22 protein-coding genes are annotated in these 26399 nt (G+C 44.2%); 1 reads left to right on the top strand and 21 read right to left on the bottom strand.

Features of this window, described 5'->3' with window-relative positions; genetic code table 11:
* The 21 genes from folP to pbp1b all read right to left on the bottom strand — a co-directional run bounded on the left by folP (window position 1) and on the right by pbp1b (window position 24912).
* Window positions 1-960 (bottom strand): dihydropteroate synthase, encoded by a 960-nt coding sequence (gene folP, locus HMPREF1150_RS06880; protein ID WP_009659647.1) that lies wholly within the window; start codon window positions 958-960, stop codon window positions 1-3.
* A 194-nt stretch (window positions 961-1154) separates the two neighbouring features.
* Window positions 1155-1793: a hypothetical protein gene (locus HMPREF1150_RS06885; RefSeq protein WP_002901701.1), complete on the bottom strand. Its 639-nt coding sequence runs from the start codon at window positions 1791-1793 to the stop codon at window positions 1155-1157.
* Window positions 1794-1910: 117 nt separating this feature from the next.
* The gene (locus tag HMPREF1150_RS06890) at window positions 1911-2660 is read right to left on the bottom strand and encodes a CPBP family intramembrane glutamic endopeptidase (protein WP_032905425.1); all 750 of its coding nucleotides are present in this window, start codon (window positions 2658-2660) and stop codon (window positions 1911-1913) included.
* A 143-nt stretch (window positions 2661-2803) separates the two neighbouring features.
* Window positions 2804-3997, bottom strand: coding sequence for an acetate kinase (locus HMPREF1150_RS06895; RefSeq protein WP_009659752.1), 1194 nt, complete (start codon window positions 3995-3997; stop codon window positions 2804-2806).
* Between the two features lie 36 nt (window positions 3998-4033).
* Window positions 4034-4999, bottom strand: a complete 966-nt coding sequence (locus HMPREF1150_RS06900; protein WP_002901707.1) for a class I SAM-dependent methyltransferase — start codon at window positions 4997-4999, stop codon at window positions 4034-4036.
* An 81-nt stretch (window positions 5000-5080) separates the two neighbouring features.
* A complete protein-coding gene (gene comGG, locus HMPREF1150_RS06905; protein WP_002901710.1) occupies window positions 5081-5470 on the bottom strand; it encodes a competence type IV pilus minor pilin ComGG in 390 nt (129 codons plus the stop codon).
* Window positions 5451-5888, bottom strand: a complete 438-nt coding sequence (gene comGF, locus HMPREF1150_RS06910; RefSeq protein WP_002901713.1) for a competence type IV pilus minor pilin ComGF — start codon at window positions 5886-5888, stop codon at window positions 5451-5453. The genes comGG and comGF overlap by 20 nt, the downstream gene beginning before the upstream one ends.
* Window positions 5872-6165, bottom strand: a complete 294-nt coding sequence (gene comGE / locus HMPREF1150_RS0111185) for a competence type IV pilus minor pilin ComGE (RefSeq protein WP_002914478.1) — start codon at window positions 6163-6165, stop codon at window positions 5872-5874. Before comGE ends, comGF begins: the two co-directional genes overlap by 17 nt.
* Window positions 6131-6565, bottom strand: a complete 435-nt coding sequence (gene comGD / locus HMPREF1150_RS06915) for a competence type IV pilus minor pilin ComGD (protein ID WP_002901717.1) — start codon at window positions 6563-6565, stop codon at window positions 6131-6133. The genes comGE and comGD overlap by 35 nt, the downstream gene beginning before the upstream one ends.
* Complete coding sequence (comGC, locus tag HMPREF1150_RS06920; protein WP_002896769.1) at window positions 6525-6842, bottom strand: competence type IV pilus major pilin ComGC; 318 nt, start codon at window positions 6840-6842, stop codon at window positions 6525-6527. Before comGC ends, comGD begins: the two co-directional genes overlap by 41 nt.
* On the bottom strand, window positions 6842-7876 hold the full coding sequence (gene comGB, locus HMPREF1150_RS06925) for a competence type IV pilus assembly protein ComGB (RefSeq protein ID WP_260468518.1): 1035 nt from the start codon (window positions 7874-7876) through the stop codon (window positions 6842-6844). The genes comGC and comGB overlap by 1 nt, the downstream gene beginning before the upstream one ends.
* Complete coding sequence (gene comGA, locus HMPREF1150_RS06930) at window positions 7806-8747, bottom strand: competence type IV pilus ATPase ComGA (RefSeq protein WP_009659597.1); 942 nt, start codon at window positions 8745-8747, stop codon at window positions 7806-7808. Before comGA ends, comGB begins: the two co-directional genes overlap by 71 nt.
* 129 nt (window positions 8748-8876) lie before the next feature.
* Window positions 8877-9257 carry a DUF1033 family protein gene (locus tag HMPREF1150_RS06935; RefSeq protein WP_002901723.1) on the bottom strand — a complete coding sequence of 127 codons (381 nt, stop codon included), beginning with the start codon at window positions 9255-9257 and terminating at the stop codon, window positions 8877-8879.
* Window positions 9258-9575: 318 nt separating this feature from the next.
* Window positions 9576-10682 carry a glycosyl hydrolase family 8 gene (locus tag HMPREF1150_RS06940; RefSeq protein ID WP_002901727.1) on the bottom strand — a complete coding sequence of 369 codons (1107 nt, stop codon included), beginning with the start codon at window positions 10680-10682 and terminating at the stop codon, window positions 9576-9578.
* Between the two features lie 8 nt (window positions 10683-10690).
* Window positions 10691-12001, bottom strand: a complete 1311-nt coding sequence (locus tag HMPREF1150_RS06945) for a glycosyltransferase (RefSeq protein ID WP_002896777.1) — start codon at window positions 11999-12001, stop codon at window positions 10691-10693.
* Window positions 11994-12137 carry a hypothetical protein gene (locus tag HMPREF1150_RS11635; RefSeq protein WP_002896778.1) on the bottom strand — a complete coding sequence of 48 codons (144 nt, stop codon included), beginning with the start codon at window positions 12135-12137 and terminating at the stop codon, window positions 11994-11996. Before HMPREF1150_RS11635 ends, HMPREF1150_RS06945 begins: the two co-directional genes overlap by 8 nt.
* Before the next feature lie 11 nt (window positions 12138-12148).
* Window positions 12149-12937, bottom strand: a complete 789-nt coding sequence (locus tag HMPREF1150_RS06950) for a hypothetical protein (RefSeq protein ID WP_002901732.1) — start codon at window positions 12935-12937, stop codon at window positions 12149-12151.
* Window positions 12930-14087 carry a non-hydrolyzing UDP-N-acetylglucosamine 2-epimerase gene (wecB, locus tag HMPREF1150_RS06955; protein WP_002901734.1) on the bottom strand — a complete coding sequence of 386 codons (1158 nt, stop codon included), beginning with the start codon at window positions 14085-14087 and terminating at the stop codon, window positions 12930-12932. The genes HMPREF1150_RS06950 and wecB overlap by 8 nt, the downstream gene beginning before the upstream one ends.
* Window positions 14088-14849: 762 nt before the next feature.
* Entirely contained in the window at window positions 14850-18497 is a 3648-nt protein-coding gene (rpoC, locus tag HMPREF1150_RS06960) for a DNA-directed RNA polymerase subunit beta' (protein WP_032905424.1), read from the bottom strand.
* Between the two features lie 40 nt (window positions 18498-18537).
* Entirely contained in the window at window positions 18538-22104 is a 3567-nt protein-coding gene (rpoB, locus tag HMPREF1150_RS06965) for a DNA-directed RNA polymerase subunit beta (protein ID WP_009659821.1), read from the bottom strand.
* A 393-nt stretch (window positions 22105-22497) separates the two neighbouring features.
* Complete coding sequence (gene pbp1b, locus HMPREF1150_RS06970; protein ID WP_002910864.1) at window positions 22498-24912, bottom strand: penicillin-binding protein PBP1B; 2415 nt, start codon at window positions 24910-24912, stop codon at window positions 22498-22500.
* A gap of 154 nt (window positions 24913-25066) precedes the next feature.
* On the opposite strand from pbp1b, the gene tyrS reads away from it, so the two are divergent.
* Complete coding sequence (gene tyrS / locus HMPREF1150_RS06975; RefSeq protein WP_009659641.1) at window positions 25067-26323, top strand: tyrosine--tRNA ligase; 1257 nt, start codon at window positions 25067-25069, stop codon at window positions 26321-26323.
* Window positions 26324-26399: the final 76 nt, after the last annotated feature.

The raw sequence follows: 26399 nt of genomic DNA, 5'->3' as shown, positions 1-26399 counted from the left end.
TTACTTATATTGACCTAGATTGAGATCTTCTGTCTGCTGCGCTAGACGAATCGCATCACCAACGGCAGCAGCCATCCGGTGCTTAGCCACTTCGTGCACTCTGACAACTTCAACGCCTCTGCTAGCCGCAAGGCTAGTCAGATGGGCTGAAGCTGTATCACGGTTTTCGAAGCCTTCCTGAGTCTCAGGATTGACCTCAAAGTCGTTTTCTTCTAAGATACTAACGAGAAACCGCTTACGAGAAACCCCAAGAAAAATAGGGAAACCAGCCTGATGGAGACTATCCAACTCCTGCAAAATGAGAAGATTCTCCCGCTTGGTCAAACCGAAACCAATTCCTGGATCCAGCATGATATTATCACGCGAAAGACCGGCGTTTTCGGCCACCTTCAAAGATTTCTCAAAACACTTCCACATTAGTTCTGCAATCGGCAGCTCTGCAAAAAGAGATAACTCTTCCTTTGTGAAGGCTGAACCAAAGCCAAATTCTGGGAAAATTTTTGAGCTGGCATGTTGAGGACGAGCCATCACTGGATTAAACATGATAATGACTGGCGCGCCATATTTCGCAGCAGTCTCTGCCATCTTTTCATCACCCAAAAGACCGGTAATATCGTTGATGATATCTGCACCCGCAGCCAAAGCCGCTGCAGCCACTTCCGACTTCCAAGTGTCCACAGAAATCACAATATCACTTTCCCGACGAATAGCTTCAATGATCGGCACAACCCGTTCTATCTCTTCTTGAATAGCCACAAAATGACTGCCCGGCCGAGGCCGAGTAGACTCACCACCAATATCCAGCATGTGAGCTCCCTCAGCAATCAGCTTTCTAGCCTGAGCCAATGCCGTCTCAACCGTATTGTAGCGCCCACCATCTGAAAAGGAATCCGGCGTCGCATTGATAATGCCACAGAGACCCGTTCGGCCATCTGGAGCAATTGCTTTTAGATTCACCATTTGACTTTCATCTCATTTCTATCGACTGCCCTGCTCTTCAACAAAAAAGTCACACTCATCTAGTGTACCGCAAAGCTCTCAGCAGATGCAGCATCCAGTCCTATGAACTGCACTCGACTTCACAAGAAGACCTTGTCTAGTCCCTTGTTTCATTTACCATTTTACCATAATTCTTCTATTTGACAAAACACTTTCTAAAAGCAAAAGGGTAAAAGGCTGAGAATAATCATATTTCTGAGAATATGGGCCAGCATAGACAGCTCCAAACGCTGAAAATAAGGCCTGAGGAGATGGGCAAAGACTAGTCCCAAAACTAGATGGGACAGAAAACACAGAGTTTCCTGAGGATTTTTCGCAAGGGAAAAGCAGAGCAAACCTAGTGCAATCCCCCAGCTCTTCCGATAGCGAAGAGAGAAGTCACTGTCAACAAATTTCGGTGCTGCAGGGGATAAGACGGCGATGTCAATCCCCAAAAGCAAAAGAGAAGACGACAGAAAACTCTCCGTCAGCATCTGCTCCACCGCCTGACCTGACTGCACCTCCTTACCACACAGCAGAAGAACCCCCGCAGCATTGACCAAAATCATCAAAAAATACAAGAAAAGCAAGTGTCGACAATTGCTTGACTGACGCAGAGAACCTTTGATTTCCTGCAGCTCTCTGGCAAAATAAAAGGCACAACAAAAAAGCAACCCCAGCAAGCCCACCATAAAAAGCAGATTAGCCTGACTAAAGACCAAGCGATGAGGCATTGGATGAAGCATGAGCAGCAGTCCCGTCTGAGACAACATAGCCAGTAGTAACAATTGAATGATTTTCTCTAGTTTCAGCATATTCTCTCCATTCTTCTCTTATCATTATAGAAGAAGTAAGAGCAAGCTGGTAGAAATCCCCTCAAATGTCCTAATTTGTGCCTCAAATGACAAAAAAAGCAGGTATTCTCTGCTTTCCTACTTGTTCACCAAACCTGTCAGTATCATAATGAGTACTGCAACTCCATTTCTTAGCATGTGTGCTAAAATAGACATTTCCAAACGCTTAAATATGTAAGCAACAGCAGCTAAAACAGCACCCATACCTGCATATATAACAAAACTGCCGATATTGGTCGGACCATGAAAAAGACCGAAAAGAATGACTCCTACAACCAAGCCCCAAACATAATGCTTGGTAAAAATTTTCTGAGGAATCAAACCGCGAAAGACTACTTCCTCCAAGATAGGAGCCTGAATCACAGCTCCTACTACTAATAAAATCTTGGGTACATGCTGAAATAATGCATTCAAGGCATCCTGATTAGCAGTAGAAATAGCCTGACCTTCCAGCAGCATGATAATTGCTCCCAGCATGTTGACGCCAATCATGACAACATTAGAAACAGCTAACCAGCCAAACGAAGACCATTTAAAAAAGCTAAAGTCAAGGCTCAGCAGTTCTTCTTGCTTAGCCATTCTCAGAACAAAAAAGATAATCAAAATATATACCACCAGCACAAAGATGGTCTGTCCTACTGAAAAATTCTTCTCAGAAGACGTCATTTGCCGGATAAATATAAATGGTATCTGGCTGAGAAATAAGACAAACAGAGTCAGTAGGATGTACTCTAATTTTTTTAGAATTGCTTTCATATCTTCCTCCTTTTCCTTCCTAGTATAGCTCAATTTTCTCTTTTTGTATAGACAATTCTTAACTGCAAGCATCTTGTATATCACGGGTTGGGAACTAATACTGATAGTGATTATGAGAACGAATCGCTCAGTTTTTCCAAGGTCAGCAACCAAGAAAATCCGTTCTTAAAACATACAAAAAGCCCAGTCAAACTGAGCTTTTGAATTTTCTTAATTTATTGATTTTTGAAACGTTCGACGTCACGCGCAATGACCAATTCTTCATCAGTCGGGATAACCAAGACTTTGACCTTGGCATCAGAACTGGAAATCACGCCTTCTGCACCACGCACATTCTTTTCTAGATCTACGTTACAGCCAAACCAAGAAATACCATTAATAACCAGTTCACGAATGGTCACAGAATTTTCACCAATTCCTGCGGTAAAGATGATAGCATCAGCTCCATTCAAGACAGCAAGATACTGACCAATGTATTTTTGAATCCGGTCCACAAAAATGTCATTAGCTAATTGAGCCTTGGCATCACCTGCCCGCATTGCTTCATGAATATCACGCATATCACTTGACTTCTCAGAAACTCCAAGCAAGCCAGATTCACGATTCAAAACGCGGCTAATATCTTCCGGAGTATTAAAGTCATCTGTGTATTGCATCAGGTAAGGAATGATGGCTGGGTCGATATCCCCAGTCCGCGTTCCCATCATGACACCGCCAAGTGGTGTGAATCCCATAGAGGTATCTACAGAAACGCCCTTGTCAACTGCTGTGATAGAAGCTCCGTTACCGATATGGCAAGTAATAAGCTTGAGTTCTTCAATCGGACGACCCAAAACTTTCGCAGCTTCCTTGGCTACATACTCATGGCTGGTACCGTGAGCTCCGTACTTGCGGACCTTGTTTTCAGTGTAATATTTAGTCGGAATCGGATAGCGATAAGCTTTTTCCGGCATAGTTGTATGGAAAGAGGTGTCAAAGACTACCACGCTGGTAATGTCTGGCAGAATTTCTCTAAACGCACGGATGCCTGCAGCATTGGCCGGATTATGCAATGGAGCCAGAAGAGACAACTCCTCTACCTTTTGAATCACTTCTTCATCAACGAGGGCTGAATCCTTAAAGTGTTCACCGCCAGCCACAACACGATGGCCCACACCGGTAATCTCATCATAAGATTCAATGATATTAAAACGTTTCAAATCGTCCAGCAAAATTTTTACGGCCTGCGTGTGATCTGCAATATCAAGAACCTGCTTTTCTGAACGACCGTCAAACTTCACTGTTGAAATAGAATCCTTGAGACCAATCCGTTCCAGCAAGCCCTTAGCCAATACTTTTTCTTCCGGCATCAAGTAGAGTTGCCATTTTAAGCTTGAGCTTCCTGCATTAATAGAAATCGTTTTCGACATTTCTTCACCTCTTTAAGCGTTTTCAAAATTATTATATCAAAATTTTGTTTGAATTTCACTATCTTTATACCAGTTTTGAAAACTTTGACGGAATTTAAACATTTCATCATGATCTTGCAAATCCCGCAGAGGATAGATAAAAGGCTGAATATTATTCGCTTCTTGCTTCCTCAAGACAAAAAGAGTTTTGGCATGCTTGCTGCTTGAGAAAATAGACTCTGGCAAGGTTATCATCGCGATAAACTGAGCTTTGGCTAGGAGCCATTTTTTCAGCAGGGGAGCTTGAGCACTGGTCAAGAGGTCATTCGGCGCCAGAAATATAGCATAGCCTCCCGGTTTCAGATATTTGAGCGATTGCTCCATTAGAAGATGATGGGCATAAGTGTGCTCATCCGGACTAGCCACTTCATAGCGAGAGGCGATACTGTCGTCTGGATAAAAACCGACCGGTAAATCACTGATAATGATGTCACTCTCTTTCAGAACCTGAGGCCGAACTGCATCACCCTGAGCAAAGTGAGCCTTAGAGTTCATAACCTCTGCAATGCTGGCAGAAAGATCAATTAATAAATCATCTAGCTCCAGACCTAAGTAGTCAATCTTCTTTTGGGTATGATTGAGAACAGTCTCCGCCAAATTTCCTGTTCCGCTGCCGATTTCTAATACATCAGCTTCCTCTCCGTGAGCCAGCTGATCCAATAAGAAAGTAATCAGAAAACCAATTGTGTCAGGTGTGAATTGATGATTGACCTGCATGGGCTCCGTCTGGGCAGCCTTCATCAGGATAAACTGATAAGCTCTCCGCCACTCTTCCTTGTTCAAATGCAGAGCGCGGATTTTTTCATCGTTGGTCAGAACCTCTTGTAAATCAGTATCTCCATCTAGGTAAATGCCGTTCTGCTCAATAAGAGCATCGTAAAAATTAGTCGCCAGAGCGTTTTGGATATTCTGGACGTTTTCGAGAATCAGAGTATAAGCTTGTTCTATCTTTTCAAAATTCATGGAATCCTCCGTTCATCCTATCATACCAAAAATAAGGCCCCTTTCCAAGATATATAAAATTACAAAGATTTTACAGTTATATTAGTCCGATTTCCCAGCTTCGTCCGAAATCGCTTTCTCTTTTTTGGCAGTTGCTTTCTTGTCTTCCTTAGCTTTTTCCTCCTTCTTAGAAATGGTAAAAGTAAAGGAATAGGAATGTCCGCCGCTGAGCTGACTGCTGATTTCAAGATTTTTCCCTTGCCTGCGATAGACAGCCTTGCCCTGCTCAAACTCCATCTCACCGTTATCATCCTTGGCTGTAGCTTTTGTCAGAACTGCCATTGCATAGGCTTCCGTCCTTTCCCTGTTGAAAAGCTGCAAACGCTGACTGCTGACTTGACGGTTGAGATAAAACTGCAGGAGCAGGCTAAAGACAGCGGCCATCAATAGCGCATACAGTAAAATCCCAGCCTCAACTTTCTTCTTCCACACGATAGACGAACTCCCTCTCTAAGCCTTTTTCAAAGCGAAAATGAAGATGGACAAGCTTACCGTCCTGACGTACATCAGCTGCTTCCAAACCATAAATCATCGGCTGGTAGCCGCGACCGCTCTTATCTGTTTTACGGAAATCATCGCCCTTGGATTTACCCAAGGCCAAGTCCCTGCCATCCTGTCTGATGTAGATTTTATTGTCTTCAACCTTGTCAAATTGACTTCGCGAAAGCTCCGTCTCCAGTTGGTCGGCAAACAAAAGCCACTCTTGCTGTTGATTGTTCTCCTGCTGATGCAGTTCTGAAGATAAGAGCTGGGTCATAGCCTGAAAGACTAACACCCCGCCACTGAGAACCAGCAAGGCTACTAAAGTCTCCAAGAGAGTAAAGGCTTTGACTTTAAGGTTTTTGGACATGGATAACCACCTCCCCTTCGTGATAGACCAGTAGCTGCTTATCTGTCTTAAGCTGACGCACAGCAATTCCATTGATATGAAGCTCTTCTTGTCCTGTTTGCAGGGCCATACGAGCTACCCGAAGCACCTCTTCCTGCTGCAGAAGGATCTGCTGCTCTTTACGAGACTGGCTAATCTGTCCCAGAAGCAGACTGGCAATAGCCGCAAAAATTGCCATGGCAACCAGAGCTTCCAGCAGAATGCTAGCTTGAAGCCGTTGTCTTTTTAAACTTGCCATTTCCCATATAAAGCTGGTAAACAACTGTCCTGTCCTCCGTCTGAAAAGTAATTTTGCTGAGTGATGAATTCCCGCCAGCCCGGTCAAACAGAATGACCTGCTGCTCATGTTCCTGCAAAGTTTGTGGAAAGTCCAGCTCTTGATAGCCATTGGAAATCTGCCGTCCCGAAATCTTCAGAGAAAGCTTCTCATGACCGGCTACGCTCAGTCTCTGCGTCTCCTGGTAGAGCCTCTCAAACTCTAAAAAGAAGAGTTGCTCTTGAACCTGATTGAAGCCAGCCCTCACCGAGCCAGATAAGCCCAGTAAGAGAAAACTCACAACAAAAAGAACGAGGAGACTTTCCAGCAGTGTAAAAGCCTTAATTGGCAACCGCTTGAGTTTCGCCACTGTGTTTTCCATAGTAAGCCTTATATGAATCTGCCTGCTTCTGGCTGATATTTCCTGCGCTGACTAGCTTGCTCAGGCTAGCCTTTTCATTGGTATTCTTCAGTTCATACAGCTCTGCCTGGCTTTCTACTACCTTGACCACCGCTGCAGTTCCTGTATCTGAAACAGCATCTTTTTGCTTGGTCAGATTAGGCACAAAGAGCAGCAAGAGAACGCTGATAACCAGCAAGACAATCAGCATTTCCACAAGGGTAAATGCTTGAACTTTTAAGGTATTAAGTTTTTTCATTACAAATGAACCTCCATATTCTGATAAATGGGCAAGAGCATTGCCGCATAAAGTAAAACAATCACTAAGGCAACAAAAATAAATACTAGGGGCTGAATGAAATTCATGGCTCGGTTGATACGTAGGAAAAATTCCTCCCAAGTCTTTTCAGCATAGACTTCCAGTTCACTCCCCAACTTGGACTTTACCTCACCATACTCGATCATCAGGGACAATTCTTTCTTAAAGAAAGGATAGCTCGCCACCTTGTCCGCATAGCCTTGACCGCCTTGCAAAGCAGCAGCCATATCTTCTCCTATTTCCTGAAAGAGCTGGGAAGGCTGCTCCTGCATAATCGCAAAAATCTGACTCAGTTCCAAGCCCTGGCCAATCATATTTCCCCATTCACGAGCATAATAAGCGGTCAAGTAAGCCTGTACCAAACGGCCAAAAAAGGGCAGAGCTGCTAGTTTGCTGAAAAAACGAATCTTGGAAGACTTTCGATAGTAAAAGACAGCCAATGAAACCAAGATAGCTAAAACAAGGCTGCTCCACAAAAAGATCTGAGGCAGGTGATTAATCAGCCGAGTAGCTAGATTCTGGCTGTCTAATTGAGGCAGAAGATAGTTGCGCAATCCCAGCATGATAAGGACCAAAAAGCCCAACAACATGAGAGGATAGGTTCCTACCTCTATCAATTTTTTCTTAACCTTGGATAGATTTTCCAGATAGGCCTCAATCTTGCCCAGACTAAGTGTCAGATTGCCATGCAGCTCAGATAAGGACAGCTGGGTTACAACGCTGTCGGAAAATCCCAGTCGACTGACAATCTCTGAAAAGGACTGACCAGCTGACAAGCCTGCCCGCATTTCAGTGACATATACTTCCTCCAGCAAGGCACTTCGCCTCAGAAAGTCTACAATCTCTGCTAAGTGAAAACCGCTGCTAAAGAGATTATGAAAGAGCTCAATAATCTTTTTCTGCTTAGGCGTAGACAATTTTTTCGGTCTGCCTTTGCTCAGCACTGATATGTCCTTCTGCAAAAAGCTGATCAATCTGCTGATTCCAGACTGCGGCTTTGTGCTCTTGATAGTTTTGACTGACAAAATCAACGACACCTCCTCCCCCAATTAAACGCTGGTAACAAACACCTTGAAGCACCATTCTTAGCTCGTCCTCACTAACGCCTAATTCCAAAAGCCGCTCATAGACACCGCGAACACTCTTGGCATGAATTGTTGAAAAGACCGTAGCTCCGGTCAGACTTGCCCGAACCACTGCCCTAGCTGTCTCTCGATCACGGATTTCCCCGATAATCAAGAGATCAGGACGATGTCGCAGAGACAGCTTAATCAGACTGTCATAAGTCATGCCAATGGTTTCGTTCAGCTGCAGCTGCAGCATAGCCTCTTGCTTAATCTCAACCGGATCTTCAATCGACATAACCTGCTGACCAGAAAATTTGAGCTGAGCCAAATGGTACATTAAGGTCGTCTTGCCGCTGCCGACCGGACCCGAGAAAAGATAGAGACCGCGAGCCTGAATTTTCTTTCGCAGCTCTGGCAATTGCTCAAACCAAAAGCGCAGCTCCCTGTCTTCGTCATGAAGGAGTCGGATAACCAGACTTTCAAAACCACGGTAATCCCCAACTGTCGACAGCCGGATTGAAACCTTGGCTTCCTCGCAGTCATAATCGCAAGACCCAAGCTGACTGCGGCGCTTCTCTCCAACATTCATACCTGCGACAAACTTAAAGTGGCTGATAACAGCTGACAGAAGCTCGAAATCATAAGTTTTTATAAAGCGACGTTCATCACCGATTCTCATATAAAGCTCATAGCAAGTAGTCTTAGGAATGAGGTAAATATCCTGCGCCCCCTCTTGCCGAGCCTGCCTAATCATTTCTTTTGCAATTTCTTGAACCATACATCCTCCTCACCTTACTATTCGCAAAAAATCCAGAAAAAGAAAAAACAGCGGAAGAAACTTAACTTCTAACAAGTTAGGTCTCTTCTGCTGCTATATTATCAGATTTGCAAAATATATTCTTTCGATTTAAAGAGGCTTAGCGTTTTTTAGTTTAACTGAACAAGCTTGGTGCTTTTCAAGACCGTTCTGCTTAGTATAGCCTGGCCGGTACTTGCTCTTAGGAATCTGGCAATCATTCTCCAGCAAAAACAGCGAGTGGTACTGCTGAACATTCTCATCGCACTCCTCGCACCAGCGCTGATCCTCCGGATCCCAAAAAATTGTCATTAAATCACTGCGGCTCTTATACAAAGGTGACTGCTCTTCCATTTGCAGCCAGCGGCTTTTATAATACTTAAGGGCTTCATAATAATCATCGAACTGCTTCTTTGCAACGATATCCTCTTCCCAGCCATCCAGAAACCACCACGGTTCATAGTCCCCGTACATCTCAATTACACAATACATACTCGTCCTCTCTTTGTACCGTATATTATATATGAATTCTTTGACGAACAAAACTATTTTGCTCAAAATCAGAAAACAAGAACTTTATTGGAACGGAGACAAGCACATCACTCTTCATGATATGAAGATTAACCTCACGGATAGTAATCTTAATAATCTTAGAAACAAATGTTGCGTTCTTATAAAGGCTTTCTATTTTAACGGTTTGTCAAATAAATCTTAATCTTTTTGTTCAAAAAAAGTGAGACAAATATCATTTTGTCCCACCTTATTGTCTGCATGAGCTTAAGCAAAATGTTCATCTTACTCGTTTCTGCATTATAAAGTTTCTAAAGCAATCATTGTAGTCACAGCTGCGTCATAGTAATTATCTGACGGCAAGCCTTGCATGAAGAGATATTTATTCTGCTGCACCAATTTGCGGAATTCAATGTTGTTGTTAGCCGCATAGAATACTGGAGCAGTAAAGCTGCCAGCCTGATTACTATTTAGAGCTTTCCCTTTCAAAGTGTAGCCCGCATAGATCTTTTCTTGACTGAGGAAGAAGTTCAACATCTTCTTCAGCATTTTTTGACTTTTTTCATCCTTGCTTTGAGCCAAGTTGTAAGGAAGTCGGCAGGCATTATAAGAATAATAGCCATCATTTGCAGATTCAACCGTATCAGCATCAGCTGCCCGAACTTTGTCGCCTTCAACCCAGATAAAGTCTGGTATCAAACCAGTCTTATTATCAGCGCTGATTGCTTCAAGTTTGCTGAGCATATTATCTCGGATTGTCAGCCACTGCTTATCTTTGGTCAACTCATAGAAAGCTTGGAACTGCTGCGGTAAGGTATCAGAAGTCCGCATGAGATTATAAAATTTCGATTCTGCATTTGCCCAGTTCCCAACCGTCAAAACGCCGTTACTTTCATTATAGTTATATGCCAAGACATCTTTCAGAATGGCCTTAGCCTGATCTTGGTATTCTTTAGCCTTGTCCGGCCACTGCTTAGCAGCCTGAATCAAAGCATAGGCAATGTAGAGATCGCCGTCTGTAGCATTGTTTTCGTCTTCATGATTGCTCTTTCCGTCCTTAATCGTCTGTTTCCAAGACATGAGCTGGGTATCTTTCAGACGATGAGCTAGATAATATTGGTAGAGCTTTTCAAAATCAGCCGAACTGGCATCGCCTTGCTTAGCTGCAGCCACAGCAATCACCATGCCATAACCCTGTGCCTCAGACAGCACAACATCTTCAGTCTTACTGTTTGTCGTCCTGATATAAGACAATTTGTCCTTGGTTACGACATATTCTTTAGACCATTGGCTGTATATCTTCTTTTTGATATTAGGAGTACTGCCCATGCGGGTGTACAACAGGATAGCAGCCAAAACAGCCAGAATTGTCACAAACCAAATAAATCTTAATCTTGTTCTTTTCACACTTTCTCCTAACCTGCAAATCGTTTTGTTTTAACCCACTTGGTTTCTTTCCGCTTCAAAATCTTGTCCAAGATAACAGATCCTACTGCATCTAAAGAAACAACGATAAAGAGCTGAGAGTAAGTCAAATAGGACACAAGAGCCAGCCAAATCTGTTTGGTGGTCGCCTGTCCAAACTGAGAAGCCAGGGCGATATTGATCTGCAAAAGATAAAGCAAAATCATCAGAAGCCAGTTAAAGAGCATCAGCTGGACGATATAGATATTCTGAGCATCAAAAGCGAAAGGAATCCGCACATCCGGTACAAAGAGCTGGGTAATCATCGCCGCTACATTGGCAAAGAAAACCAAGTCAGATAAGACAATCGCCAAATTAAACCAGAAGAAGATACAAGAATAATTGAACACTTCCAGTTTCACGCGCCAGTTACCGCCACTAAAAAGATGTTTGAAGTTGGCAAGAACTACCTCGTAATTCCCCTTAGCCCAGCGCTTACGCTGCATGTAGTAGGACTTGAGGGTTTCTGGCTCTTGTTGGAAGGCCTCTGAGTTATAAGCCAAAGCAATCAGCTTGCCGCTCTGCATAATCTTAAAGGAAATTTCCGTATCCTCTGTCAAGGCACCATTTTTCCAACCACCGATACTCTTAACAAACTCAGTGTTAATCAAGAAGTTCGTACCTGGAATCCGTCCAATCTTAAAGAGATGCCACATACCTACGTGGTAAACACGCTGAGTTACAACGATTTCTTGGTTGATACAGCGGGTCAGGAAGTTCTGGTTGGCATTGCGGGTCTTGTTGCGTCCGAAAGAAGCAACGTGGCGTTCTGGATCTTCCAAAACTTTCTTGACTAGGAAGTAAAGAGCATTCTTTTCTGGCATGGCATCTGCATCATAGACACAGATATATTCACCCTTGGCCATCTTCAGGGCATCATTCAGCACCCCTGCCTTACCTCCCGTACCTGTACGGTCTGTAATTGTAATATTGCGTCCAGCGTACTCAGGCATAGCCTGAACTTTCAGCATTTCTTGATAAGTGTCATCCGAACAGTTGTCCGCAAAGAGCAGAACTTCCACTCGGTCATGAGGATAGTCCAAGTCCAGAATGGCCTTAGTTGTCTGAGCAATAACCACATCTTCATTGTGGGCTGGGACAACGACTGTAACCATAGGATAATGTTCCAATGGGCTGGTATCCACGTTGAAGTCACTGCGTTTCATCCAGAAATGCACGGAAGAGCATAGAATAACCAAGGCCCAAGCCAGAGACATCCAGATGGAGAACAGAGTGACAATCATAATAAGTTGACTAATCATGACGAGTCACCGCCCTAAAATTTTTATTGACCCGATTGTAAATAACCAGATAATAAATGAAGAGGACCAAAAAGCTAATAGCAAAAAAGATACTTAGCACCATAGAGATGATAAAAAATACTTCTGTTAAAGACATGTGTTTACCTCCTAGTATTCTACGATAATGTCGGTTTCAAGCTGACGCTCCAGATTGCTCAAAGCGTCATCGAAATTATGGAATTTGTCAATATTTTGAGCGTTCAGTTTTAAACTGCCGGACTGAAACTGAATTTTTTGATCAGTTTTCTTATTCTCAAAGTGCATCATCGTTAAATCATCACGCACTTTCTCTTGGAAATATTCCTTGACTTCCTGATCCAGATCTTCTACCAGAACGAGAAAGTTACCATTGGATACATAGTAAACAGTTTCTACATTCTGGAAGTCCCAGTTAAGCAGTCGTAAAATTCTCTTGAGCATCCGCTTGTACTCCCGAGAGTGAATTTGATAAAAATGATGATTGTGCGCCCAATGGACCAACAAGGCCTGAAAGGCTGGAGCTTGTTTCTGATTTACTTTCTGAACCATTTCTTCATAGGCCTCAGCAGCATCTTCGCTATCATCCTGCACTAATCCCAAGCGCTGATGAAGATAGAAATTCACTCGACTGGTCAGCCAAGCGCTGACAGGGAAGACATAAAGCAAGAAGAGAACTTGATTGTCCGGTAGGTAGGTTACATCAAAGAGCAAGATCAGAGTTGCGATAACCACACCCAGAATCATAGCCCATGTCACCAAGAGATCAGATAGGACAAAAACACTAAAAATACCTAATAAAATCAGCGCGATTCCGATATAAAATATGTTAGCTGCAAAATTCCAACTGTAGAAAAGAATTAGTCCAATTGTCAGTACAAAGACTGCTAATGATTTTTCTAGTCCTTTTTTCCTAAACATTTTTTACTCCTGTCTTAAATTCTTCTGGTCTAGCCGTTTGCTTAAAATAGTGGGCAATAGCTTGAGCAATCCGCTCAGAAGCCTTACCGTCACCATACGGATTGCTGGCTTGGGCCATTTTCTGATAGAGTGACTCATCTGTCAGCAAGGCTTCCATCGCCTCTGCTACTGCTTGAGTTTCTGTACCTACCAGCTTCAAGGTGCCGGCTTCAACTCCTTCTGGTCTCTCTGTTGTATCACGAAGTACCAGTACAGGCTTACCTAAGGAAGGTGCTTCTTCCTGTACTCCGCCTGAGTCTGACATAATGAAGTAGCTTTTAGCTGCGATATTATGGAAATCCAACACATCTAAAGGCTCAATCAGATGAATTTTCTCATTGTCACTCAGAATTTCTCTAGCCGCTTCCTGAACCGCTGGACTCAGGTGAACGGGATAGACAATTTCCACATCATCATGGGCATCTACAATCTGTCGTAGAGTTCGAAAGACCCTTCTCATCGGCTCACCTTGATTTTCCCGGCGATGCATGGTCACTAAAATCATCTTGCGAGCTGGATTAATACGGTCAAGAACCTCGTGCTGATAATCAGCCTGGACGGTCAGCTTGAGAGCGTCGATAGCTGTATTCCCTGTCACAAAAACTGTTTCTGCTGGATGGTTTTCCTTGAGCAAGTTAGCCTTACTCTGATCCGTTGGGGCAAAATACAAGTCTGTCAAAGAGTCGGTCATCTGACGATTCATCTCTTCTGGGAATGGAGAGTATTTATTCCAAGTCCGCAAACCAGCTTCCACGTGGCCGATACGAACTTGATTATAAAACGCTGCAAGACTAGCTGCAAAGGTCGTTGTCGTATCACCGTGCACCAGCATAATATCTGGCTTGTTTTCCTTTAAGATATCATCTAGCTTATGCAGGATCTTGACAGTAATATCTGTCAGGGTTTGATTCTTCCCCATAATATCCAAATCATAATCAGGCTTAATCTTAAAAGTTTCAAGTACCTGATCCAGCATCTGACGATGCTGAGCAGTCACAACTGTTGTTGTCTCAAACAAGTCTGCCTGCTTCTTCAGTTCAATAACCAGTGGAGCCATCTTAATTGCTTCTGGACGAGTTCCAAAAACAACCATTACCTTAATTTTCTTCATTTTTCCTCACCAAAAATCAACATTGTTATATTAACTTTTTACTAAAAAATGTTTGTTTTAAGTAACCTTAGTTATTTTACCATCAAGCGTTTCAATAATCAAAGCATGAACTATTATTTTATACTTTCTTAATAGTAATTTACATGTTGGTAACTTATTTAAGATTATTTTAATTTTCTTAACTTAACTGTAACTTAAAATTGCTGAAATTTTTCGGTTTTCTCAAAAAAATAAATAAAAAGGAAAGAACTTATAGGCTTAAAGTCCTATTTTATGCAGAATTTTGTGCTTTTTACCTATATTTTTTAATCTTTATTCATTGTAATAAAATATTATTCTATTTGTAATCTAATTGTTTTCTATTCTTTATATTTCAAAATCCTCCCTTCATGAATGAGCTAGCTGGATAAATGCCAGCTATCGTTCTCTATAACCTCCGACCACTACCATTAAAACCAATCTCCTCTTTTTTAAAATTTCAAATCTCCCCCTCCTACTATTTTAGGATTTTTAAAATAGTATAACCTAGCGCTATCATACTACAAAAAACCAGCTACTTCCCTGATTAAAAATAAATATGGCATCTCGCATCATAGAAAAACTGAAATAGGAAATCTTGACTGTTTCTTCTATAGTTGTTTATCCATAAAGGAGAACTTAAAAACAACTTTCTAAGTATATTATAGGATAATATTTAGTGGCGAGCAAGAAATTATCGGCTGCAACAAAAAATCCCTCCCGAAAATCGGGAGGGAAAGTTCTTTATTTAAGAACAATATTTTCTTCAGTTTCAAATCCACCTGGCAGTTCTGTCACTTCGTCGATAATTTCAACTTCATTGACAGCCTGAGGCTCCAGATTGCGGTAGCGGGCCATACCTGTACCGGCCGGGATAATCTTACCGATGATAACATTTTCCTTAAGGCCAAGGAGATGATCTTTCTTACCACGGATAGCAGCATCTGTCAGGACACGAGTTGTTTCCTGGAAGGAAGCTGCAGACAAGAAGCTGTTAGTTTCAAGGGAAGCTTTGGTGATTCCCATGAGGACTGGACGAGCTGTCGCAGGTACACCGCCTGAGATAACGACATCACGGTTAGCATCTGTAAAGTCTGTGATATCCATGAGAGTTCCCATGAGGAGATCTGTGTCACCTGGATCCATGACGCGCACCTTGCGAATCATCTGGCGAACCATTACCTCGATGTGTTTGTCACCGATTTCTACCCCTTGGCTGCGGTAAACTTTTTGTACTTCAGCAAGCAAGTAAGTTTCAACAGACAAGACATCGCGGACAGCCAGCAAGTGCTTAGGCTGGATAGAACCTTCAGTCAAGGCAGCACCACGAGAAACTTGGTCACCCACTTCAACCTTCATGCGGGCTGTAAATGGTACCACATACTCACCTTCGCCAGTTTGGCCTTTAACAAAGACCTTCTTGGTACGAGTAGATGCATCTTCTTCGATAGCAGTAACTTCACCCTTGACTTCAGTGATGATCGCTTCCCCTTTCGGATTGCGAGCTTCAAAGATTTCTTGGACACGAGGAAGACCTTGTGTGATATCGGTATTAGAGGCAACACCACCCGTGTGGAAGGTCCGCATGGTCAGCTGTGTACCAGGCTCCCCGATAGATTGAGCAGCGATTGTTCCGACTGCTTCACCGACTTCAACCGCATCACCCGTCGCCAAGTTGATACCGTAACAATGACGGCAGACACCGTGGCGGGTGTTACATGTAAAGACTGAGCGGATTGTCACTTCTTCAACACCAGCATTGACGATTTCACGTGCCTTATCTTCTGTAATCAATTCATTTGGACCAATGATAACCGCACCAGTTTCTGGATGTTTAACCGTCTTCTTAGTGTAACGACCATTGAGACGCTCTTCCAGAGACTCGATCATTTCCTTGCCTTCTGTGATAGAAGTGATAAGAAGTCCACGATCTGTTCCACAGTCATCTTCACGGATAATCACATCTTGGGCAACGTCAACCAGACGACGAGTCAGGTAACCTGAGTCGGCAGTCTTAAGGGCCGTATCTGTCATACCCTTACGAGCACCGTGGGTAGAGAAGAACATTTCCAGAACGGACAGCCCTTCACGGAAGTTAGACAAGATTGGCAATTCCATGATACGTCCATTTGGCGCAGCCATCAGACCACGCATACCGGCAAGCTGTGAGAAGTTAGAGATGTTACCACGGGCTCCAGAGTCCATCATCATAACGATAGGGTTCTTCGGATCCTGGTTGGCAACCAGACGTTTTTCCAATTTCTCACGAGCTGCCCGCCACTCAGCAGTCACTGCATTGTAGCGTTCGTCATCAGTAATCATACCGCGACGGAATTGTTTAGTAATTTGTTCAACACGCTTGTGGGATTCTTCAATAATCTCAGCCTTGTCTTCGACAACTGGGATATCAGCGATACCCACTGTCAGACCAGCCAAGGTAGAATGGTGATAACCCAAGTTCTTCAAGCGGTCAAGAAGAGCAGATGTTTCTGTTGTACGGAAGCGTTTAAAGATTTCCGCAATGATATTACCAAGATTTTTCTTCTTAAATGGAACATTGATCTCAAGCTGTTCAATGACTTCCTTGATGTCTTGTCCAGATTCCAAGAAATACTTAGCTGGCACACCTTCTGTCAAGTTAGCATTAGTCGGCTCTTGCAGGTAAGGCAATTCCTCTGGCATAATTGCGTTAAAGAGAATTTTACCAACAGTTGTGATCAAAATCTTATGCTTCTGGTCTTCTGTCCAAGGCTTATTAAGACTGTCTGTTGCGATACCAACACGAGTATGCAAGTGAACATAGCCGTTGCGGAGGGCCATGACCGCCTCATCCATATCCTTGAAAATCATGCCTTCGCCTTCGCGGCCAGCCTCTTCCATGGTCAGGTAGTAGTTCCCCAAGACCATATCCTGAGACGGTGTTACAACTGGTTTACCATCTTTGGGATTCAAGATGTGCTCAGCAGCCAGCATGAGGATACGAGCTTCAGCTTGGGCTTCCTCCGACAATGGTACGTGGATGGCCATTTGGTCACCGTCAAAGTCGGCATTGTAGGCTTCACAGACCAATGGATGCAAACGAAGAGCTTTACCATCAATCAGAACTGGCTCAAAGGCCTGAATTCCCAAACGGTGAAGGGTCGGTGCGCGGTTAAGAAGCACTGGGTGTTCCTTGATCACTTCTTCCAGAATATCCCAGATACGCTCATCTCCACGCTCTACCAAGCGTTTGGCAGCTTTTACGTTCTGCACAATATCGCGGGCAACGATTTCCCGCATGACAAACGGCTTGAAGAGCTCAATCGCCATTTCACGCGGCACACCACATTGATACATTTTCAACGTAGGACCAACGGCGATAACGGAACGACCTGAGAAGTCAACCCGTTTACCCAGCAAGTTTTGACGGAAACGCCCTTGTTTTCCTTTGAGCATGTGGCTCAGAGACTTAAGTGGACGGCTGCCTGGTCCTGTGATTGGACGGCCACGACGACCATTATCAATCAAAGCGTCAACCGCTTCTTGAAGCATCCGCTTCTCATTTTGAACGATGATACCAGGGGCGTTGAGTTCCAGCAAACGAGCCAAACGGTTGTTCCGGTTGATAACACGGCGATAGAGATCATTGAGGTCAGATGCCGCAAAACGACCACCATCCAACTGAACCATTGGACGCAAATCTGGCGGAATAACCGGCAGGATGTTGAGGACCATCCATTCTGGCTTATTGCCAGACTTGTAGAAGGCATCCAAGACATCCAAGCGACGGACAGCCTTGATCCGTTTTTGACCTGAAGCAGTCTTCAATTCTTCTTTGAGGACAGCAATCTCAGCTTCCAAGTCCACTTGTTTCAAGAGGTCTTGAATAGCTTCTGCTCCCATTTTGGCTACAAATGAGCCTGCGCCGTACTCGCGTAAACGCTCACGATACTCACGCTCCGTCATGATGGACTTATGCTCTAGCGGTGTATCCTTAGGATCAATCACCACATAAGCCGCAAAATAAATGACTTCTTCCAAGGCACGTGGGCTCATATCCAAAGTGAGCCCCATGCGGCTTGGAATTCCTTTAAAGTACCAAATATGTGAAACAGGAGCCTTCAGTTCGATGTGACCCATGCGCTCACGGCGAACCTTGGCGCGGGTTACTTCAACGCCACAACGGTCACAGACAATTCCTTTGTAACGAATCCGTTTGTACTTACCACAGGCACATTCCCAGTCCTTTGTTGGACCGAAGATCACTTCGTCAAAAAGGCCTTCGCGTTCTGGTTTCAGGGTTCGGTAATTGATTGTTTCAGGTTTCTTCACTTCCCCATAAGACCATGAACGGACCTTGTTAGGAGAAGCTAGGGTGATTTGCATACTTTTAAAACGATTTACATCAACCACTATTTCTTACCTTTCTTCATTTTCTAATCAGTGTGTATTCTTATTCTTTTCCTTCAGCCTCAAAAGCTGCTTTCGCTTCTTGAGCTGCTTTTTCACGCGCTTTTTCAAGATCATCAACGTGAATCACGTCATCATCCTCACCTTCGTCTAGATCACGCAGTTCTACTTCATTGTCATCTTCATCGAGAACGCGCATGTCCAGACCAAGAGATTGTAATTCTTTGACAAGAACGCGGAAGGATTCTGGCACACCTGGTTTTGGAATTGGTTTCCCTTTGGTAATAGCTTCATAAGCCTTCAAACGTCCGTTGACATCATCTGACTTGTAAGTCAGGATTTCTTGCAGAACGTTAGAAGCACCGTAAGCTTCCAAGGCCCAAACTTCCATCTCACCAAAACGTTGTCCACCAAACTGAGCTTTACCTCCGAGCGGCTGTTGGGTAACCATTGAGTAAGGACCCACTGAGCGGGCATGGAGTTTGTCATCTACCATGTGGTGGAGCTTGATCATGTACATGACACCGACAGATACACGGTTGTCAAATGGCTCACCGGTACGTCCATCGTAGAGAATGGTTTTAGCATCACTATCCATACCAGCTTCGCGCACTGTATCCCAGAGATCTTCTGAGCTTGCTCCATCAAAGACTGGTGTCGCAATATGGATGCCCAAGTTACGCGCTGCCATACCAAGGTGGAGCTCCATAACCTGACCAATGTTCATACGAGATGGTACCCCGAGTGGGTTCAACATGATATCAACTGGTGTTCCGTCTGGCAAGTAAGGCATGTCTTCCACAGGAACGATACGGGATACAACCCCCTTGTTTCCGTGACGACCGGCCATCTTATCTCCGACCTTGATCTTACGTTTTTGAGCGATGTAGACGCGAACCAGCATATTAACACCAGATTGCAGCTCATCACCATTAGCACGGGTAAAGATCTTCACGTCACGAACCACTCCGTCGGCACCGTGTGGCACACGCAGAGAGGTATCGCGGACTTCACGAGACTTGTCTCCGAAGATAGCGTGCAAGAGACGTTCCTCAGCAGAAAGGTCTTTTTCACCCTTAGGGGTAACTTTACCTACTAAGATGTCGCCTTCCTTGACTTCCGCCCCAATGCGGATAATCCCCATTTCGTCCAGATTGCGTAGGGCATCTTCCCCTACGTTTGGAATTTCGCGGGTAATTTCTTCTGGGCCAAGCTTGGTGTCACGAGTTTCTGACTCGTATTCTTCCAAGTGAACAGAGGTGTAGACATCGTCTTTCACCAGACGCTCACTCATGATAACCGCATCCTCGAAGTTGTAACCTTCCCATGTCATGTAGGCAACGATTGGGTTTTGTCCCAGGGCCATTTCTCCATTTTCCATAGAAGGTCCGTCAGCGATAAAGTCGCCTTTTTCAACGACATCGCCAACTTTTACCAAGGTACGTTGGTTGTAAGCAGTTCCTGAGTTCGAACGGCGGAATTTTTGAATTTGGTAAACGTCAAGTGACCCATCTTCGCGGCGGACTTCAACCTTCTCGGCATCCGCATAGGTAACCTTACCATCATGCTGGGCAATAACCGCTGCACCAGAGTCGTGGGCAGCTTGGTATTCCATACCAGTACCAACATAAGGTGCTTTTGGATCGATCAAAGGCACAGCCTGACGCTGCATGTTGGCACCCATGAGAGCACGGTTGGAGTCGTCATTTTCCAAGAAAGGAATACATGCTGTCGCTACGGCAACTACCTGCTTAGGCGATACATCCATGTAGTCTACTTGGTCTGATGGAAATTCTTGGTTATTACCTTGGTGGCGTCCCATAACGATAGGCTCAGCAAAGCCGCCTTTTTCATTCAGCTTAGAGTTGGCCTGCGCTACGATAAATTCATCTTCCTCATCAGCTGTCAGCCAAACGATTTCGTTGGTTACTACGCCAGCTTCACGGTCTACCTTACGGTAAGGTGTTTGAATAAAGCCGTATTTGTTAAGGTGTCCATAAGAAGACAAGTTATTGATCAAACCAATGTTTGGTCCTTCAGGCGTTTCAATCGGACACATGCGACCGTAGTGAGTATAGTGCACGTCCCGCACTTCATAGCCAGCACGGTCACGTGTCAAACCACCAGGTCCCAAGGCAGACAGACGACGCTTGTGAGAAAGCTCAGACAGTGGATTGTGTTGGTCCATGAACTGTGACAACTGTGAAGAACCAAAGAATTCTTTAATGGCTGCAGTTACTGGACGAATATTGATGATTTGTTGCGGTGTGAGAACTTCATTATCCTGAACAGACATCCGTTCGCGAACATTACGCTCCATCCGAGAAAGTCCAAGACGGACTTGGTTAGCCAAAAGCTCACCAACCGCACGAATACGACGGTTCCCTAAGTGGTCAATATCATCTACACGACCGATGCCTTCAGCTAAGTTGAGGAAGTAGCTCATCTCAGCCAAAATATCAGCTGGTGTTACAATCCGAACCTTGTCAGAAGGATTTGCGTTACCAATGATGGTCACAACGCGGTCTGGATCAGTCGGAGCCACTACCTTGAACTTCTGCAATTCTACAGGATCTGTCAAGACAGCTGAGTCGTTTGGAATATAAGTGATTTTGTTCAAACCATTGTCCAACTGCTCTGCAATGCTGTCAATGACACTGCGGGTCATAACTGTACCAGCTTCAACAAGGATTTCCCCTGTTTCAGCATCTACCAATGGCTCAGCAATGGTTTGGTTCAGCAAGCGTGTCTTGACATTGAGTTTCTTATTAATCTTGTACCGACCAACCGCTGCCAAGTCATAACGATGCGGATCAAAGAAACGCGCTTCAAGAAGGGAACGAGAACTTTCAGCCGTCTTAGGCTCACCTGGACGAAGACGCTCATAGATTTCTTTCAGAGCTTCATCTGTACGGGAGTCCATTGGGTTCTTGTGGATATCTTTTTCAATGGTATTGCGCACCAAGTCGCTGTCACCAAAGATGTCCAAGATCTCATCATCACCTGAGAAACCAAGCGCACGCACCAGAGTGGTAAATGGAATCTTCCGTGTCCGGTCAATACGAGTGTAGGCAATGTCTTTTGAGTCTGTTTCCAACTCTAACCAAGCTCCGCGGTTAGGAATAACCGTTGAACCGTAGCCAACTTTTCCGTTTTTGTCAACTTTATCGTTAAAGTAAACCCCTGGGGAACGCACCAACTGGGATACGATAATCCGCTCACCACCATTGATGATGAAGGTTCCCATTTCAGTCATGATTGGGAAATCACCAAAGAAGACTTCCTGAGTCTTGATTTCACCAGTTTCCTTGTTAATCAGACGGAAAGTCACAAAAATTGGCGCTGAGTAGCTGGCATCGTGGATACGTGCTTCTTCCAGCGTATATTTAGGCTCACGGATTTCATAACCGACAAATTCCAATTCCATGGTGTCGGTAAAGTTTGAAATAGGAAGTACATCTTTAAAGACTTCCTTCAGACCATGATCCAAGAAATCTTGGAACGAATCCGTTTGGATTTCAATCAAATTTGGTAAATCAAGAACTTCCTTAATTCTTGAAAAACTACGACGGGTACGGTGTTTACCGTATCGAACTTCATGTCCTGCCAAGTTTTTACTCCTTTATGATAAGATACTAAGCCCTTGATAAAGCGAGAAGAAGCATATCTTTACCTCACGCTTTTTAGAGCGAGTTCTGTGAAATGTTTTCAGAGAAAAATCCTCTGTCATTTACAACGCTGCAAAACAGCCACAATCAGTCCCTTTTGTTTAATTTTCAGAAAAATTAAATTATGATTACATAACCCGTTTTTCCTAAAAATAGGCACAAAAAGAGCAGCTAAATCTGACTTATTCAAGTTTGATTTAACTGCTGTAAGCTTCTATTTGGACAATATTTCAAATAAAGCACACGACAAATTATTGTTATCATTATACCTTATTTAGCTAGAAATTGCAAGGATTTCATCCGCTTTCTGAAAAGTTAAAACTGTTCTTGATGCGCTAGTTTCCTTGCCGGTTATTGTTGGAATTGGAGCTGGAATTAGAATTAGAGGTAGAACCGCCCAGAATAGCTGACCAAGCCTTCTGATAATCCGCATCTGATGCCCCAATACCAAAGCGATAGGTCGTGGTCGGAGCACCATTTTTAGCCCAATAGCTAGGCACTGTCGGACCGCTGAGATTAACAGAGCGGCCGTTTACCGTTACTGTACCTGGCTTTTCCCCTGTAGACTTGAGTACATCAGACTTAATCACACTCGGATCAAGAGTGAACTTATCACCAACACCCCAGGCATTTGGATCTGCCTGATAGATAGCATCTGCCATATAGGCCATGTAGGAAGCGTTATTGTTATAACCAGTCAACGCCGCCATAGAGCTATTATCATCATGACCAATCCAGCCTCCCAAAGTCATTTTAGGAGTAGAAAGCATCAGCCACATATCACCGTTGGTGTTGGTCGTTCCAGTCTTACCAATCCAATCGGCTCCAGCCAAGGTTCCATTGACCTGACTGATTCTGGATTTATAGGTCGTAGTAGCTCCAGAATTGATAACTCCCCGCATGAGCTCCTGCATAATCGTAGCAGCTGCTGGACTGTAAATCTGAACAGGATTGGCCTTATGCTGGTAAATCACCTTGCCGTCTCGGTCTGTGATTTTTTCAACCATGTATTTTTTTTGGTAGGTTCCATTATTAGCCAAGGTTTGGAAACCATTGGTATGTTGAGCTACAGATACTTCAATTCCCCCGCCCATTGGGAGACTCTCAATGCTGTAGTCATCAATGTAATAGCCCATTTTTTCCATATAGCCACGGACATTGACACCTTTTTCGCGTAATCCGCGGTAAGTCCAATATGCCGGGATATTCCAAGAAGTATTGAGAGCTTCTTGCAGGTCCATCATGGCTGTACCACGGCTGTCCACGTGCATGATTGGGTCACCGCTTGAAAAGTTAGTTGGATAATTGGAAAGAACGCTGGCGCTGCCCATCAGGCCTTGGTCAATAGCAATCCCATAAGCCAAAATCGGCTTAATAGTCGAACCCGGTGAGCGTTCCGTATCAAAGGCGTGATTGTTCTGATTAGAAGCATAATCTCTGCCTCCGACAAAGCCAATCACAGCACCGGTTTTGTTGTCCAAGAGGACATTTCCCACTTCAATTGCACCAGTTCCGTCATCCAAGACGCCGCCATAGTTGGCTACTGCATTTTGCATAGCAGTGTGGATGTTCTTGTTAATCGTGGTGGTGACAGTATAGCCGCCATCGCTCAGTTCCTTAGCGGCCAATTCCTTGTAGGCTTTGACAGTGTCATTGTTTTTCAGCTCTTGCTGAGAAACATTATCCCGCTGAATCAAGTACTCGTACATGGTCTGCTGAGCTTCTTCAATCGCTGTGTAATAAAGGTAGCCATGCGAAGATTTTTCCGAGCTTTCAGAAGGCTTGAAATCCTTGGTCAAGTCGTAGTCCTTGTACTCCTTGTACTCTTTCTCGCTTAGATGGCCCGTCCGGTACATATTATAGAGCACATCCTTGGCACGTTCCAAGCCCAGAGCCATATCCCCTTCACTCTTGAGACTGCCATCCGCTGCATAAGGCGAATAAACAATCGGGCTCTGTGGCAAGCCGGCAATAAAAGCAGACTGGGGCACAGTCAAATCCTTAGCAGAAACACCAAAAATCCCTTGAGCAGCTTCTTCCACACCAGCGATATTCTGCCCCTTATTGTTACGCCCAAAAGGCGAAACGTTCAAGTAGGTGGTCAAAATATCATCCTTGGACATGTAGCGCTCCAAAGCCAGCGCATCGACAATCTCCGCCGCTTTCCGCTTGAAGGTCGGCGCATCGCCCACCACCTGCTGCTTGATTAGCTGCTGGGTAATGGTTGAACCCCCGCTGGACGAGCCAACTCCGACAACAGAGCCGAGCGTAGCCCGAAGCACAGCTTTAGGCACCACTCCGTTATGCGTTTCAAAATTCTCATCCTCTGTAGCGATAACGGCTTTTTTTACATTTTCAGAAATGGCGTCACTCTTAACCGGGATGCGGAGCAAATCATTATCCACTTCTGCAATCAAGCTACCATCAGCATAGGTAAGCTTAGAAATCCCAGAGATATTATTCACCTGCTTGACCAGCTCTTCTTGCTTGGGCACTTCAACCTTACTGAATAGACTAGCTGCATAGCCTATCCCGATCCCAGCACCAATTACGCCACCGAAGAAGATAAACACAAAAGCCATATTCATCAGAAGCTTAAAAGTCCGCAAGAAAACAGCAAAAACATCACCGATAGACCAGCCGTTGTTGCTACTGCCGATTTTCTTGCTCCATTCTGGAAGATGTATTTTTTTGATAAAATGCTGGGCTTTTTCCCAGAACTCTTTTAATTTTTCTATTAATTGTTCCAAGTTTGATTCTCCTTGTTATCTTCCCATTATACCAAATATCTATGATTTATTTCAAGGAAACATTGCTATTTAAAAGCTTTATGATACAATAGAGTAACATAAATTTAAAATATAGTTAAGCCAATTTCTTGGCTTTTAGAATAGGAGAGACATGATGCACATTTTTGATGAGCTAAAAGAACGTGGCTTGGTATTCCAAACCACTGATGAAGCAGCTTTACGCAAAGCCTTAGAAGAAGGACAAGTCTCTTATTATAGTGGATACGATCCGACAGCTGACAGCCTGCACCTAGGCCACTTGGTAGCCATTCTGACCAGCCGCCGCCTGCAACTAGCCGGACACAAACCCTACGCTCTGGTCGGAGGAGCGACTGGATTGATTGGCGATCCATCCTTTAAGGATGCAGAACGCAGTCTCCAAACCAAGGAAACCGTGGAAGGCTGGGTGAAATCTATCCAAGATCAGCTTTCTCGCTTTCTGGACTTTGAAAAGGGTGATAATAAGGCCGAAATGGTCAACAACTATGACTGGTTTAGCAGCATCAGCTTTATCGACTTCCTGCGTGACGTCGGCAAATACTTCACTGTCAACTACATGATGAGTAAAGATTCCGTCAAGAGCCGGATTGAGACAGGGATTTCCTATACAGAATTCGCCTACCAGATCATGCAAGGATATGACTTTTATATCCTCAATCAAAACCACGGCGTAACCCTGCAAATCGGTGGTTCTGACCAATGGGGCAATATGACAGCAGGTACAGAACTCCTGCGCCGCAAAGCTGACAAGACTGGCCATGTGATAACCGTTCCGCTCATTACCGACGCTACTGGCAAAAAATTCGGCAAGTCAGAAGGCAATGCTGTCTGGCTCAATCCTGACAAGACTTCTCCTTATGAAATGTATCAATTCTGGATGAATGTCATGGACGCAGACGCTATCCGCTTCCTGAAAATCTTCACCTTCCTATCCTTGGATGAAATCGAAGAGATTCGCCAACAGTTTGAAGCAGCACCACATGAACGCTTGGCGCAGAAAGTCCTAGCTCGCGAAGTGGTCAGTCTGGTTCACGGTCAAGAAGCATATCAAGAAGCTCTCAACATCACTGAGCAACTCTTTGCTGGAAATATCAAAAATTTGTCCGTCAAGGAACTCAAACAAGGTTTGCGCGGTGTGCCTAACTATCAGGTCCAAGCAGAAGACAACCTTAATATTGTAGAACTGCTTGTGACAGCCGGCGTGGTAAACTCAAAACGGCAAGCCCGCGAGGATGTCCAAAACGGTGCTATCTACCTCAATGGCGAGCGCATCCAAGATTTAGACTATGTCCTTAGCGCCTCAGATAAATTGGAAGACGAGCTGACAGTTATCCGCCGCGGTAAGAAGAAATACTTTGTCCTGACCTACTAAAGATAAAAATCCGATTACCTGAATCGGATTTTTCTATGTCTTACCAAAAAGAAGTCATTCAGCTATATAAAAACAA

It is taken from the genome of Streptococcus sp. AS14, assembly GCF_000286495.1.
Classification (GTDB): Bacteria; Bacillota; Bacilli; order Lactobacillales; family Streptococcaceae; genus Streptococcus; species Streptococcus sanguinis_P.
The sequence above is the reverse complement of the archived record's forward strand: the minus strand, read 5'-3'. Positions and strand labels throughout refer to the sequence as shown.